The sequence below is a fragment of the Stenotrophomonas sp. STEN018 genome, assembly GCF_056760235.1.
Map to the genome: position 1 here is coordinate 61,818 of NZ_JBRREK010000006.1, position 13,860 is coordinate 75,677.

Consider the following 13,860-nt stretch of genomic DNA (forward strand, 5'->3'; position numbering starts at 1 on the left):
GTCGGCCATGAACGAGTCCATTCGATCTTCAGCTGAAGGAGTGCGTGGTTTGCGATCCAGCGCTCTGCCTCCTTTCATGCCCTTCATGGCCGCATTCGTGGCGACCCTGTTTGCCCTGCCGGTGAACGCAGCGATTGAGCTGCCGACGGAGCCTTTGACTACCGGCGCCCGAGTGCCGGCGAACGTCTTGTTCATTCTCGACGATTCCGGCTCGATGGCTTGGCGTTACATGTACAACCCTGACATCGCCACCATCTCTGGTGGCGGAATCAGCAGTTCGGCCACGGGTGACAATACCAGTAAGGATAATAGCTACGACGCGAGTTCGACTGCGTTGAATGCGATGTATGACCAGACCTATGTCACAAACACGGTGTACTACAATCCAGCGGTGACGTACACGGCGTGGGTGGATTCGACGGGGACGCCGCTGACGGGCGGGACCTCGTATTCGCTCGCCTATAGTGATGCCATCTCGGTTCCCTTTACCTTGGCGGGCACGAGCAGTCGCACGGTGAACCTCACAGATTCAGTAAAGACCTTCTATGTCCCCAAGGTCGCCGGTGCTACACCTTCCGATGCCACGCAGTATTACCGCTACCAGATACTCAGAAATGGCAAGGTCATTCGCAGTCAGCGCCAGCAGGCGCCGGCGGCAAGTGAGGGCGTGTCGAATGTGGGTTGCGACACATCGAGAAGCGGTTGGGGCTGGCGCACTTGTGAGGAAGCTACTCCAACGGGGCGTACCGCTGATAAGGAGATGGAGAATTTCGCAACCTGGTACTCCTATAACCGCACGCGTACAAAGGCTGCAAAGTCCGGTGCGGGTCGCGCGTTTTCCGATCTTGGCAAGGATGTCCGGGTCGGTTTTCGTACCATTGCGGGTCGTGCTGGAAATGTAGCGGCGACAAATAGCCCGACACATGCTATCCCCATTCCAGTGAGCTCCAACCAGGGGTTGTTTGACGATCCCAAAGGTGTCAATGGTGCTAACAACAACCGCGCACGTTGGTTCGGTCGCCTGTATGGCGCCACTGCATCGGGTGGCACGCCGCTGCGCAGTGCGCTTGATAATGCGGGTAAATATTTCCAGCAGCCGGATGCCGCGGGTCCCTATGGGCCAGAGATTGTTAAGGATCAACTCCAATGCAGGCAGAATTTCACCATCTTGACCACCGATGGCTACTGGAATGGTGACAGTGGTTTCAGCTCGGGAGGGAATCAGGATGGTAACGATGGCGATCCAATCAGCCGTCCGGATGGTTCGACCTATACATATAGGGCTGGGGCGCCCTACAAAGATGATCGATCCAACACCTTGGCCGACGTTGCCATGCGCTATTGGAAGAACGATCTGCGTACCGATTTGATCAACATTGTTCCGACCAGCAATGCCGATCCGGCTTTCTGGCAGCATATGGTGACTTTCGGTATCTCCATTGGTCTCAAGGGAAGGCTGGATCCGAAGACTGACTTGCCGGGGCTGCAGGACGGCACGACGTCCTGGCCTGCGCCGGTAGCCGATACGCTGACCGCTATCGATGATCTGTGGCATGCCTCGGTCAACGGCCGTGGCAAGTTCCTCGCCGCCGCCGATCCGGACGAATTCACCCGCGGCTTGCGCGATGCACTGGCTGCTGTTACCGAGCGTACCGGCTCGTTCTCCAATGTCGCGGCGAACTCCACTTCGGTCAGCACCGGAACACGTTTGTTCCAGGGGCGCTACCAGTCGGGTGTCTGGTCGGGCGAGGTGTCTGCCTATTCCGTTGCGAACAATGTTGTGTCTGCCACTGCGGAGTGGAGTGCGAGCCAGGGTATTCCAACGAGCGGGCGCAAGGTTTTCACCAGTGATGGCCGGACCGGCGCGGTGTTCCCGTCAGGGCTTTCGTCCTCGCGGCTGAGTGCATTGGAGCGGCCGGGGACGAGTAACTATCCCGTGAGTGCTGCTACAAACGCCGCCTATATCGGCGGTACCCGGACGCAGGAGGTGCAGAACGGTGGCACGCTGCGCAACCGGGCGACGGTGCTGGGTGATGTGGTAGGTTCTTCACCGGCATATGTGGCAGATACCAACACGCTTTATGTCGGTGCCAACGATGGCATGCTGCATGCGATCAATGCCGCCAACGGAACGGAGCTGTTTTCGTTTATCCCGAATGGAATAGATTGGTCGGCTCTTGCGGGTTACAGCGCGCCAGATTACGTCCATCGCTTCTTTGTGGACGGACCGGTGGTTGTTTCCTCGCGGGCGCAGACGCCGGCGCAGAATGTCTTGGTGGGCGCGCTGGGGAAGGGTGGTAAGGGGCTATTCGCACTTGATGTGTCCAGCCCTCCCACGTTCACAGAGCGCAGCTTCAAGTGGGAAGTGGGAAGTAGTAGTGCCAATATGGGGTTCGTGCAGTACAAGCCGATTATTGCGCGGATGAACAACGGTGCTCTTGCCGTGATTGTCGCCAACGGTTTGAACAGCACCAACGGTCACGCAGTACTGATGATCTATGACCTGCAGACGGGGAATCTGATCAAGGAAGTGGATACCGGCGTGGGCCCCTTGGTTGCCGATGGTACCGATTCCAACGGGCTGATGAACGTCGTTGGCTGGGATGGCGACGGCAACGGCACGGTGGACTATGTCTATGGTGGCGACATGCGGGGCAATGTCTGGAAGTTTGATCTTTCGACTTCAGCGACGGCGTCCTGGGGGGTGTCTGGCGGTGGCTCGCTGTTCCAGGCAGTGGATGCCGATGGGCTGGCTCAGCCTATTACTGGCGGCTTGACGGTTGTCATGAATCCCAAGACCTTCCTGCCCTGGGTGTTTTTCGGTACCGGCAGGCTGATCACGCAGGGGGACATGACCAGTAAGACGGTGCAGAGCCTATATGGTTTTGTTGATGATGGTTCCGCTGTCCAGCGTCGTGGGGCGGGCGCCAACCTGACCCAGCGGCGGATCGTGGTTTCTGGTTCGTCGGGCGGCTTTCCGGTGCGCTCGTTCGAGGAGGCTTCCGCGCTACCTGCAAGTTCGAAGGGCTGGTACGTGGATCTGTTGACGCCGCCCGCACCGGGCACTGCGGATGGCGAGAAGGTAGTAACGGACGCCCAGATATTTGGAGACGTTCTGATTGTTTCCAGCGTCATTCCGACCGCGACAGCCTGCGCATCCGACGGGCGTGGTTATTTGAACGCATTGGATGCATTCACCGGAACCAGCTCCAGCTCCTCATTGTTTGATCTCAATGGCAACGGCAGTTTCAGCGATGAGACGCTGGATTCAAATGGCAAGAAGCTGCCCATTGGTTCCGTTGATCTTGGTGTGGGTATGCCGACGCTGGCTGAGGTTCTGCGAGGTCTGGCCGCGGTAGGCGGTTCAGCAGGCAAGTTGGGGGGTGTGCCGATCCGTGAAGCACGTACGGTGGGTCGGGTATCCTGGCGTGAAATTCTGAATAACTGACGGGCGCACTAGAATGAAAAGAACAGCACGGCGGATGCGAGGGTTCACCCTGATCGAGCTTATGGTGGTGGTAGTGATCATCTCCATATTGGCGTCGATCGCCTACCCGAGCTACGTCAACCACATTGTCAAAACCCGTCGCGCTGCAGCGGCAGGCTGTTTGCTGGAGTCGGCGCAGCTTGCAGAGCGCTATTTCACCACCAATTTGACTTATACCGGGGCAACCGCGAGTCAATGTGGAAACGGAATCAGCCAGTACTACACCATCGGTTTCGTGGGTACGCCAGCAGGGCGTACCTATACGTTGCAGGCGGTGCCGAAGGGGGTGCAGGCAACCAAAGATACGAGTTGCGCTACGCTGAGCATCACTTCTCAAGGGGTCAAGGCCGTGAGCGGCACCGATAGCGGGGCTCCTTCGAAGTGTTTCTGATTGATGGATCCCGGAGTCTGCATCTCCGGGTCTTCATTTAACAGGCAAAAAAAAACCTGCCGTTGGCAGGTTTTTTTTATCTGGCGCCCGAAGTTGGACTCGAACCAACGACCCCCTGATTAACAGTCAAGTGCTCTAACCGGCTGAGCTATTCGGGCGGGGAGGCGCATTCTAAACGCCTTGCGTGAAGTGCGCAATAGTCGATTGTCTCGTCAATGCTCAGTCCGGGCAATTGCGGGGTTCTTTGGGGCGCTGGCTGCGGACTCGCCCGGCGTTGTTGACGATTACTTGCTTCAGCGTTGCACCGCTCTTTCCGCATACCGAGATTGTAAGGTTGGTGCCTGCGCTCCGTCCGTCAGGCAGGTATCGAATAAGGTGGCGACCGCGTGAACTGGTGACGCGCAGGCTGCCTGCGGGGAAGCTGTCGGTCCGGACAATGTCAGAGGTGGTGTTCGGCTCCCGGTCGCCATCTGCGTCCAAGAACAGGAGTAGGCCCGTGCTCCAGTCGCTGCTGCCGCTGCATCGCTCTGCGTCCAGTGAGGGGCATAGGACAGCATCTTTCCTGTAGCTAATGGCGGCTGATCGGGCAAGCTGAAGGTTGCCAATCAGTGCATGCTCAGCGGCGATGGCGCGATGCCTTAGCGCCAACATGCGTATGGATGGGGCGCCCAGGATCCCCAGCAATATGAGCATCCCTGTGCAGATCATCAGTTCGATCAATGACATGCCTTTTGGGCTGCCAATTCGTGCGCCCCGGCGGGCCTTGTCAAGGGAGGCGATGCTGCAGTGCATGTTGGCGGCCATGTCCAGTGGGATGGTGATGGTTGCCGGTGGGTGGGGTGGTGCGGCATCGCCGGGCATCGCGGCTGAACGTGGGGGTATTGCTGGGTGAGGAGTCATGCCGCAGCTGGCTATACTTCAAAGTCCACCCCGGTCAGCGCCTGCCATGTCCGACAGCTTCCAGCTCGTATCGCCGTATTCGCCCGCTGGCGACCAGCCGGCTGCCATCGAAAAGCTGGTGGCCAACTTCGAAGCGGGCATTGCCAAGCAGACGCTGCTGGGTGTGACCGGCTCGGGCAAGACCTACACCATTGCCAATGTGATTCAGCAGGTGCAGCGCCCGACCCTGGTGATGGCGCCGAACAAGACCCTGGCTGCGCAGTTGTACGGCGAGTTCAAGGCGTTCTTCCCGAACAATGCGGTCGAGTACTTCGTCAGTTATTACGACTACTACCAGCCCGAGGCTTATGTGCCGTCGTCGGACACCTTCATCGAGAAGGACAGTTCGATCAACGAGCACATCGAGCAGATGCGCCTGGCGGCGACCAAGACCCTCCTGTCGCGGCCGGATGCGATCGTGGTGGCGACGGTGTCGGCCATCTACGGCCTCGGTGCGCCGGAGGACTATCTTTCGCTGCGCTTGATCCTGTCCAAGGGTGAACGCATCGATCAGCGTGATCTGATCAAGCATCTGACCCAGCTGCAGTACACCCGCAACGAGTACGAGCTGCAACGCGGCACCTTCCGCGTACGCGGTGAGGTGATCGATGTGTTTCCTGCCGAGCTGGACAGCGAGGCGCTTCGGATCGAGCTGTTCGATGGCGATATCGAGCAGCTGAGCATGTTCGATCCGCTCACCGGGGAAAGCCTGCGCAAGATGCAGCGCTACACCATCTACCCGAAGACCCATTACGCCACCACGCGTGAGCGGGTTTTGGCGGCTGTCGAGACCATCAAGGTCGAGCTGAAAGAGCGGTTGGAGCAGTTGTACGCGCAGAACAAGCTGGTCGAAGCGCAGCGTTTGGCGCAGCGCACCCAATACGATCTGGAAATGATGGCCGAGGTTGGTTACTGCAACGGCATCGAGAACTACTCTCGGCACCTTACTGGCAAGGCTGCTGGCGATCCGCCGCCGACCTTGTTCGATTACCTGCCGGCCGATGCGCTGCTGGTCATCGACGAATCGCACGTGACCATTCCGCAGATCGGCGCCATGTACAAGGGCGACCGTTCGCGCAAGGAAACCCTGGTCGAATTCGGCTTCCGCCTGCCTTCGGCGCTGGACAACCGTCCGCTGCGCTTCGAGGAGTGGGAGGCGCGCTCGCCGCGCGCCATCTATGTGTCGGCAACGCCGGGTCCGTACGAGCTGCGCGAATCGGGTAATGACATCACCGAGCTGGTGGTGCGCCCGACCGGCCTGATCGATCCGCAGGTGGAGATCCGTCCGGTAGGGACGCAGGTCGATGATCTGATGTCGCAGGCAAACGAGCGCATCAAGATGGGTGACCGCGTGCTGGTTACGACGCTGACCAAACGCATGGCCGAGAACCTCACCGAGTACCTGAGCGAACACGGCATCCGCGTGCGCTACCTGCACTCGGATGTGGATACTGTCGAGCGCGTGGAGATCATCCGTGATCTACGCCTGGGCAAGTTCGATGTGCTGGTCGGCATCAACCTGCTGCGCGAAGGCCTGGATATGCCCGAGGTGTCGCTTGTCGCGATTCTCGATGCTGACAAGGAAGGCTTCCTGCGCTCAACCGGCTCGCTGATCCAGACCATCGGCCGGGCGGCGCGCAATGTGCGCGGCAAGGCTATTCTGTACGCCGACAAGATGACCCGCTCAATGCAGGCGGCCATCGATGAGACCGATCGTCGCCGGCAAAAGCAGGTGGAATACAACGAAGAGCACGGCATCGTGCCGCAATCGGTGGTGCGGCCCATCGTGGATATCCTCGAAGGTGCACACGACGAAAGCTCGCCCAAGTCCAGCGCCAAGGGCAAGGGGCGTCGCGTGGCCGAGCCCGAGAGCGACTATCTGCCGCTGGAGCCGGCCAAGCTGGCCGCGCGCCTCAAGGAGCTGGAGCAGACGATGTACCAGCACGCCCGTGACCTGGAGTTCGAGGATGCCGCGCGTATCCGAGATCAGATCCATCGCCTGAAGGAGGCGAATCTGGGCTGAAGCGGTCTAGCGTGAAATTTTTCGCGAAAACGGTTGTTCTTCGTGAAGAGCGGGGTTAAGATACGCGCCCTCGCAGCGAAGAAATTGTTGCTGAGACGGGCGGTTAGCTCAGCGGTAGAGCACTACCTTGACATGGTAGGGGTCACAGGTTCGAACCCTGTACCGCCCACCACTTCCTAGGGGAGTGGCCACAAAAGCCCGGCGCTGGCCGGGTTTTTTGTTTACAGGTGATGTTGCACGTTGCGGTAGGGGGTATGTGCCCTCGCAGCGGAGATTGGCTTCAAAACGGGCGGTTAGCTCAGCGGTAGAGCACTACCTTGACATGGTAGGGGTCACAGGTTCGAACCCTGTACCGCCCACCACTTGAAACCCGGTACAGCGGTTTCGGTGGAATCACTTGAAGAGCGAATCAGGCCGCTGGGCTTCGCATTTCGTCCCTGTCTGCCCGGATGCTTCCGTGGCCTTCTTTGTTCATTCGCTGAAGGTTCTGGCCGGCACTCTGCCCGGAACGGTGTTGCATCAAATTTCGTCCGTGACCGGTGTCCTTGGGGTGTTCCTCCTGGCATCACTCACGACAGCATCTTCATCGGTTTGGCGGGAATATCTGCCTCTTATGTGGAATGGGGCTTCTGCTGGTGCGTTCGATGCCGGTGGTGGCCGGTTCATGCGCGCCTGTCGGCTGCGTGCTGAAATCGCCGTCTATCCATGAGGTGGTGTGATGTTGAATCGTAGGCAGTTTCTTGCGCAGCTCTCTGTCGGTGTTGGTGCGGCGGCATCCATCAAGACCGGTTTATGTGCACCGCTCGCTGCGGCGACGGGACAAAATTGGCATTTGCCGGCGGAGGAGGTGCCGCAGGAGCGCGTGTTTCTCGCCTATGCCGCATCAAAGACTGTCTGGCGTGATTGGGCGGCCCCGGTGAACAGGACTGTCGCTCTTCTGGCTCGCACGATTTCCCGCTATCAACCCGTCACTGTTCTGTGCCGTGAGGCGCAGAAGGCGGAGGCCATGCGCGCCTGTGGCACCACCAATATCCGCTATATGCCGATGCCGCTCGATGACATATGGGTGCGCGATTACGGCGGCTGTTTCGTGCTCGGGCGCGACGCGCAGCTCGGGCTGGTTGATTTCAACTTCAATGGCTGGGGGCGCAAGCAGGCTTTCGCGGGTGATACCGCGGTGGCGAAAACACTGAGTGCTGACCTTCACGCGCACTACCTGCGCAGCCGGCTGACGGGTGAGGGTGGTGGTATCGAAGTGGACGGTGACGGCACGGCGATCATTACGGAAAGTTGCTGGATCAACGACAGCCGCAATCCGGGCATGAGCAAGGCGCAGATTGAGGCGGAGCTGAAGTCACTACTTGGTCTGCGCAAGATCATCTGGTTGCCGGGCATCAAGGGGCAGGACATCACCGATGCCCATGTTGATTTCTATGCGCGCTTCGCGGAGCCGGGTGTGGTCATCGTCAATCTCGACAATGATCCTGACTCCTATGATTTCGCGGTCACGCGCCGTCATCTGGATATTCTCAAGATAGCTACCGATGCTGCCGGCCGACGCCTGCAGGTGCATACGCTGTCGCCGCCGCAGGAGCCCCGTGACAACGTCTATACGCGGGAGGCCGACTATGCGGCTGGCTACATCAATTTCCTGCCGATCAATGGTGCGGTCATCGCTCCCGAGTTCGGTGATGCCGAGGCCGATGCTCGCTGCAGGGATCTGCTGAAGTCGCTCTATCCGGGGCGGGAGATCGTCCAGATCAATATCGACCCGATCGCCGCTGGTGGCGGCGGCATTCACTGCGTGAGCAAGAATCTTCCGGTTTTCGGAGGGGTTCAGCGCCAGGCAGATGTGGCTGGACGCGGATGATCCGCGCGTCTGTTTGGGTCGTGTGTGGAGCAGGGCGGGTGGAGCGCCAATCGCTGAAGGGCGCGGACTATCGGGTGTCTTCCCTTAGGTGCTGATTTTATTGGCTTTATCCGAATTCTTGGGTGGTTCCTGGTTGCCTGGTGAGCGCGGATCGAGTGCATTGATTCTGGTGAGGCTCCGTCGCGGAGGTCAATGTTCAGTCTTCTGGGGCTGGGTGTGAGCCAGGGCGTGGAAAGGCCCCGAAGCAGGTTTGCCCTGATTGGTTTAATATCTCCCTAACAACCCCTTCGGCAATCGAGGTGGCCCGCGCCAAGCGCCGGCCGAGCGTGTGACATGAGCACTACCATCGCCCACTGCTGATCTCCGCCACCGCCCTGATGCAGGCGCCGTCGTGGCGCTTTTTTATTGCCCAGAATTCCAAGCAGTTCCATGAATTCCCGTAAAGCCTCGCTATTTGGCGCTGCTTTCAGCCCGCCCAGCGGGTCGTGACCTTTGGTGAACCCCATGATCAACATCACTCTCCCAGACGGCAGCGTCCGTCAGTTCGAAAATCCGGTCAGCGTCATGGATGTTGCCCAGTCCATTGGTGCCGGTCTGGCCAAGGCCACCATTGCCGGCGCCGTTGATGGCGTGCAGGTCGATGCCAGCGACGTGATCGATCACGATGCTTCGCTGCGCATCATCACCGCCAAGGACGAGGAGGGTGTGGAGATCATCCGCCACTCCTGCGCTCACCTGGTCGGCCATGCCGTGAAGCAGCTGTACCCGGAAGCCAAGATGGTGATCGGCCCGGTCATCGCCGAAGGCTTCTACTACGACATCTACAACGAGCGCCCGTTCACGCCGGAAGACATGGCGGCGATCGAGAAGCGCATGGGCGAGCTGATCGCCCAGGATTACGACGTGATCAAGAAGGTCACGCCTCGTACGGAAGTGGTCGAAATTTTCAAGGCGCGCGGCGAGGACTACAAGCTGCGCCTGATCGAAGACATGTCCGATGACATCACCGCGATGGGCATGTACTACCACCAGGAATACGTGGACATGTGCCGCGGTCCTCACGTGCCGAACACGCGCTTCCTGAAGTCCTTCAAGCTGACGCGCATCTCCGGCGCTTACTGGCGTGGTGATGCCAAGAACGAACAGCTGCAGCGCATCTACGGCACTGCCTGGGCTGACAAGAAGCAGCTTGAGGCCTACATCAAGCGCATCGAAGAAGCCGAAATGCGCGACCATCGCCGCATCGGCAAGCAGCAGGATTTGTTCCATCTGCAGGAAGAGGCGCCGGGCCTGGTGTTCTGGCATCCGAAGGGCTGGTCGATCTGGCAGGTTGTCGAGCAGTACATGCGCAACGTCTACCGCGAGAGTGGTTACGGCGAAGTGCGTTGCCCGCAGATCCTCGACGTCAGCCTGTGGAAGAAGTCCGGTCACTGGGACAACTACCAGGACAACATGTTCTTCACCGAATCGGAGAAGCGCACCTATGCGCTGAAGCCGATGAACTGCCCGGGCCACGTGCAGCTGTTCAACCAGGGGCTGCACAGCTACCGCGACCTGCCGATCCGCTACGGCGAGTTCGGTGCCTGTCATCGCAACGAGCCGTCCGGCGCGCTGCACGGCATCCTGCGCGTGCGTGGTTTCACCCAGGACGATGGCCACATCTTCTGCACCGAGAGCCAGGTTGAAGCGGAAGTGACGGCTTTCCATCAGCAGGCACTGGCGGTGTACAAGGCGTTTGGTTTCGAGGAAATCCAGATCAAGATCGCGCTGCGTCCGGAATCGCGTCTTGGCGACGACGAGACCTGGGACAAGGCTGAGGGTGCATTGCGCACCGCGCTGTCCAGCTGCGGTGTCGAATGGCAGGAACTGCCGGGCGAGGGCGCGTTCTATGGCCCGAAGATCGAGTACCACCTGAAGGACGCCATCGGCCGTACCTGGCAGCTGGGTACCATGCAGGTCGACTTCATGATGCCGGGCCGCCTCGGCGCTGAATACGTCGATGAGAACAGCCAGAAGCGCCATCCGGTGATGCTGCACCGGGCCATTGTTGGCTCGATGGAGCGTTTCCTCGGCATTCTGATCGAGCAGCACGCCGGGTCGTTCCCGACCTGGCTGGCGCCAGTGCAGGTGATGGTGGCCAATATCACCGACGCCCAGGCCGATTACGTCGAGGAAGTTCGCAAAAGCCTTGCAAATCAAGGCTTCCGGGTTGACGCCGATTTGCGCAACGAGAAGATCGGCTATAAGATTCGCGAGCATACGCTGCAGCGCGTACCGTACCTGCTGGTCATTGGTGACCGCGAGAAGGAAAACGGGGCCGTGGCGGTACGCACGCGGTCCGGTGAAGACCTTGGTTCGATGTCGGTTCAGGCCTTCGTCGAACGGCTGCAGGCAGAATTGAAACATTGAAGTAAGTAGGGCCCCGGCCCCGGCGGACACTCCGCAGGGCCGGTACTAATCCACTTGGAGATTGCAATATCAGTATCCCTGACAACAAACAGAACCGCCGTAATCAGGAAATCCGGGTGCCGCGCGTACGCGTGATCGGCAGTGACGGTGAAATGATTGGCGTGTTGTCGCGCGACGAAGCGCTGTCCATGGCCGAAGACGAAGGCCTGGACCTGGTTGAAATCCAGCCGCAGGCCGATCCGCCGGTCTGCAAGATCATGGATTTCGGCAAGTTCAAGTTCGAAGCGCAGAAGAAGGCCAACGAGGCCAAGAAGAAGACCAAGCAGGTCGAGATCAAGGAAGTGAAGTTCCGTCCGGTCACGGACGAGGGCGACTACCAGATCAAGCTGCGCAAGATGCGCGGTTTCCTCGAAGAGGGCGACAAGATCAAGGTCAACATCCGCTTCCGTGGCCGCGAAATGAGCCATCAGGAACTGGGTCGCGAAATGGCCAACCGGATCGAGGCTGATCTGGGTGAGGACATCGTGATCGAGTCCCGTCCGCGCCTGGAAGGCCGGCAGATGGTCATGATGATCGCGCCGAAGAAGAAGTAAGCCGTCGGCCCTCGGGCCTGCTGCTTTGCTGAACAGGGAGGGGCTTCGGCTGCCTCCCTGTTTGCATGCCTGTTCAGCCAATTTGAGTGCCAACCAGCTTGCGATTTGCAAGTGGCTGGTGCGCAAGGCATAATGGGCGGCCCGGTTCGCCGGGTTTGTTGTTTGCTGCACCCAGGACCTGCCTGCCTCCAGTGGGAGTGTGGGCTTTAAACAGACAAGGGCAGGGACGGAAAGTGTGGGTAAAACCACCGCCCAGTCAGTGAAAAGAGACCATCAAGGACATAGCAATGCCCAAGATCAAGACCAACCGGGCGGCGGCCAAGCGTTTCCGCAAGACCGCCTCCGGCAAGTACAAGTGCGGTCACGCCAACCGTAGCCACATCCTCACGAAGAAAGCGACCAAGCGGAAGCGTAACCTGCGTCAGACGAATCACGTCCGCGCAGAAGACGCAGGCCGTCTGGACCGTATGCTTCCCTACCTCTGAGGACTGAACCATGGCACGAGTAAAGCGTGGTGTGCAGGCGCGCCGCCGCCACAAGAAAGTATTGGATCTGGCAAAGGGCTATTACAACGCCCGTCGCAAGGTCTTCCGCGTTGCCAAGCAGGCAGTCATCAAGGCACAGCAGTACGCCTACATTGGCCGTAAGCAGAAGAAGCGCAATTTCCGTTCGCTGTGGATCACCCGCATCAATGCGGCTGCCCGCATCAACGGCCTGAGCTACAGCCGTTTCATGAACGGCCTGCTGAAGGCCGGTATCACCCTGGACCGTAAGGTTCTGGCTGATATCGCAGTGCACGACGCAGCCGGTTTTGCCGCTCTGGCAGAAAAGGCCAAGGGCGCACTGGCGGCATAAGTTCTTCCTGCAGCAGTTGTAGCGTTCACGCGCAGCGGCTGTGGTGAGACAATGCATGGGGAAGGGCGCAAGTCCTTCCCCATTCTTTTTTGTGCTGGTTGCCGCTGCCGATGGTTGCGCGGCGGTCAGCCACTGGTGGCGACGGGGGTCGGCCCGGCGCGCACCGCGTAGGCAAGCCGGCCAGAGGTTTCGTCGATCCCATGAGTGACATCCAATCCTTGACCGCACAGGCGCTGGCCGATGTGGCCGCGGCGCAGAGCCCGGAAACGCTGGAAAACCTGCGTGTTTCGCTGTTGGGCAAGAGTGGCAGCATCACTGCCCAGCTCAAGCAGCTCGGCGCATTGCCGGCCGACGAGCGCAAGGCAGCAGGCGAGGCGATCAACATCGCACGTGACGCGGTGTCCTCGGCTCTGGGTGAGCGCAAGGCGCTGCTGGAAAACGCCGCGCTGGATGCACGTCTGGCCTCTGAAAGCATTGACGTCACCCTGCCGGGCCGTCATGGCGAGCGCGGCGGCCTGCATCCGGTCACGCGCACCCTGGAGCGCATCACCGAAATCTTCGCCCGCCTCGGTTACGAACTGTCCGAAGGCCCGGAAATTGAAGACGACTGGCACAACTTCGAGGCGCTGAATTTCCCGCCGCACCACCCGGCGCGCGCCATGCACGACACCTTCTACTTCGGCGATGGCCGCCTGCTGCGCACGCATACCTCCGGTGTGCAGGTGCGCTACATGGGCGAGCACAAGCCGCCGCTGCGCATGATTGCGGCCGGCAAGGTGTACCGCAGCGACAGCGACCAGACCCACTCGCCGATGTTCCATCAGGTCGAAGGTCTGCTGGTGGACGAACACTCCAACTTCGCCGACCTCAAGGGCACCTTGTCCGAGTTCGTGCGCGCCTTCTTCGAGCGCGATTTCGAAATGCGTTTCCGCCCGAGCTACTTCCCGTTCGTGGAACCGGGTGCGGAAGTGGACATTGCCTGGCAGCAGCCCGATGGCAGCACCCGCTGGCTGGAAGTGCTGGGCTGCGGCATGGTCCACCCGAACGTGCTGAAGTCTGTCGGTATCGATCCGGAGCGCTACACCGGCTTCGCCTTCGGCCTGGGCGTGGAGCGTTTCGCGATGCTGCGTTACGGCGTCAACGACCTGCGCGCCTTCTTCGAAAACGACGTCCGCTTCCTCAAGCAGTTCGCCTAAGGCGAACTGTGTAGTGCCGAGCCATGCTCGGCAGCTTTTAAACGTTGACCAACCCCAGGCGCAAAGCGCCGGGTATCAACAAAAAACCGCAACGGGA

Annotated in this window: 11 protein-coding genes and 3 tRNA genes; 12 read left to right on the plus strand and 2 right to left on the minus strand. The window is 59.9% G+C overall.

Annotated elements, in window-relative coordinates:
* The first annotated feature begins 7 nt into the window (after positions 1-7).
* Together ACVOMB_RS03985 and ACVOMB_RS03990 are read left to right on the plus strand one after the other, a co-directional pair.
* Positions 8-3,448: a pilus assembly protein gene (locus ACVOMB_RS03985; RefSeq protein ID WP_481529983.1), complete on the plus strand. Its 3,441-nt coding sequence runs from the start codon at positions 8-10 to the stop codon at positions 3,446-3,448.
* A 13-nt stretch (positions 3,449-3,461) separates the two neighbouring features.
* Positions 3,462-3,878, plus strand: a complete 417-nt coding sequence (locus tag ACVOMB_RS03990; RefSeq protein ID WP_481529984.1) for a type IV pilin protein — start codon at positions 3,462-3,464, stop codon at positions 3,876-3,878.
* An 81-nt stretch (positions 3,879-3,959) separates the two neighbouring features.
* Here ACVOMB_RS03990 and ACVOMB_RS03995 read toward each other — a convergent pair.
* Both ACVOMB_RS03995 and ACVOMB_RS04000 read right to left on the minus strand, forming a co-directional pair.
* Positions 3,960-4,036, minus strand: a tRNA-Asn gene (locus ACVOMB_RS03995).
* Between the two features lie 61 nt (positions 4,037-4,097).
* Positions 4,098-4,682, minus strand: coding sequence for a GspH/FimT family pseudopilin (locus ACVOMB_RS04000; protein WP_481529985.1), 585 nt, complete (start codon positions 4,680-4,682; stop codon positions 4,098-4,100).
* Positions 4,683-4,824: 142 nt separating this feature from the next.
* Here ACVOMB_RS04000 and uvrB point away from each other — a divergent pair, with 142 nt between their 5' ends.
* From uvrB to pheS, 10 genes are all read left to right on the plus strand, one after another.
* The gene (uvrB, locus tag ACVOMB_RS04005) at positions 4,825-6,840 is read left to right on the plus strand and encodes an excinuclease ABC subunit UvrB (RefSeq protein WP_481529986.1); all 2,016 of its coding nucleotides are present in this window, start codon (positions 4,825-4,827) and stop codon (positions 6,838-6,840) included.
* A gap of 97 nt (positions 6,841-6,937) precedes the next feature.
* Positions 6,938-7,012: transfer RNA gene (locus tag ACVOMB_RS04010), tRNA-Val, on the plus strand.
* 115 nt (positions 7,013-7,127) lie between these two features.
* Positions 7,128-7,202: transfer RNA gene (locus tag ACVOMB_RS04015), tRNA-Val, on the plus strand.
* 35 nt (positions 7,203-7,237) lie between these two features.
* A complete protein-coding gene (locus tag ACVOMB_RS04020; RefSeq protein WP_481529987.1) occupies positions 7,238-7,549 on the plus strand; it encodes a hypothetical protein in 312 nt (103 codons plus the stop codon).
* Between the two features lie 9 nt (positions 7,550-7,558).
* Positions 7,559-8,710, plus strand: coding sequence for an agmatine deiminase family protein (locus ACVOMB_RS04025; RefSeq protein ID WP_481529988.1), 1,152 nt, complete (start codon positions 7,559-7,561; stop codon positions 8,708-8,710).
* A gap of 504 nt (positions 8,711-9,214) precedes the next feature.
* On the plus strand, positions 9,215-11,119 hold the full coding sequence (gene thrS, locus ACVOMB_RS04030) for a threonine--tRNA ligase (RefSeq protein ID WP_481529989.1): 1,905 nt from the start codon (positions 9,215-9,217) through the stop codon (positions 11,117-11,119).
* 68 nt (positions 11,120-11,187) lie between these two features.
* Complete coding sequence (infC, locus tag ACVOMB_RS04035) at positions 11,188-11,712, plus strand: translation initiation factor IF-3 (protein WP_313319538.1); 525 nt, start codon at positions 11,188-11,190, stop codon at positions 11,710-11,712.
* A 287-nt stretch (positions 11,713-11,999) separates the two neighbouring features.
* Positions 12,000-12,197 carry a 50S ribosomal protein L35 gene (rpmI, locus tag ACVOMB_RS04040; RefSeq protein WP_002811096.1) on the plus strand — a complete coding sequence of 66 codons (198 nt, stop codon included), beginning with the start codon at positions 12,000-12,002 and terminating at the stop codon, positions 12,195-12,197.
* A gap of 10 nt (positions 12,198-12,207) precedes the next feature.
* Complete coding sequence (gene rplT / locus ACVOMB_RS04045; RefSeq protein WP_054657697.1) at positions 12,208-12,567, plus strand: 50S ribosomal protein L20; 360 nt, start codon at positions 12,208-12,210, stop codon at positions 12,565-12,567.
* A gap of 200 nt (positions 12,568-12,767) precedes the next feature.
* Positions 12,768-13,763: a phenylalanine--tRNA ligase subunit alpha gene (gene pheS / locus ACVOMB_RS04050; RefSeq protein ID WP_481529990.1), complete on the plus strand. Its 996-nt coding sequence runs from the start codon at positions 12,768-12,770 to the stop codon at positions 13,761-13,763.
* Positions 13,764-13,860: the final 97 nt, after the last annotated feature.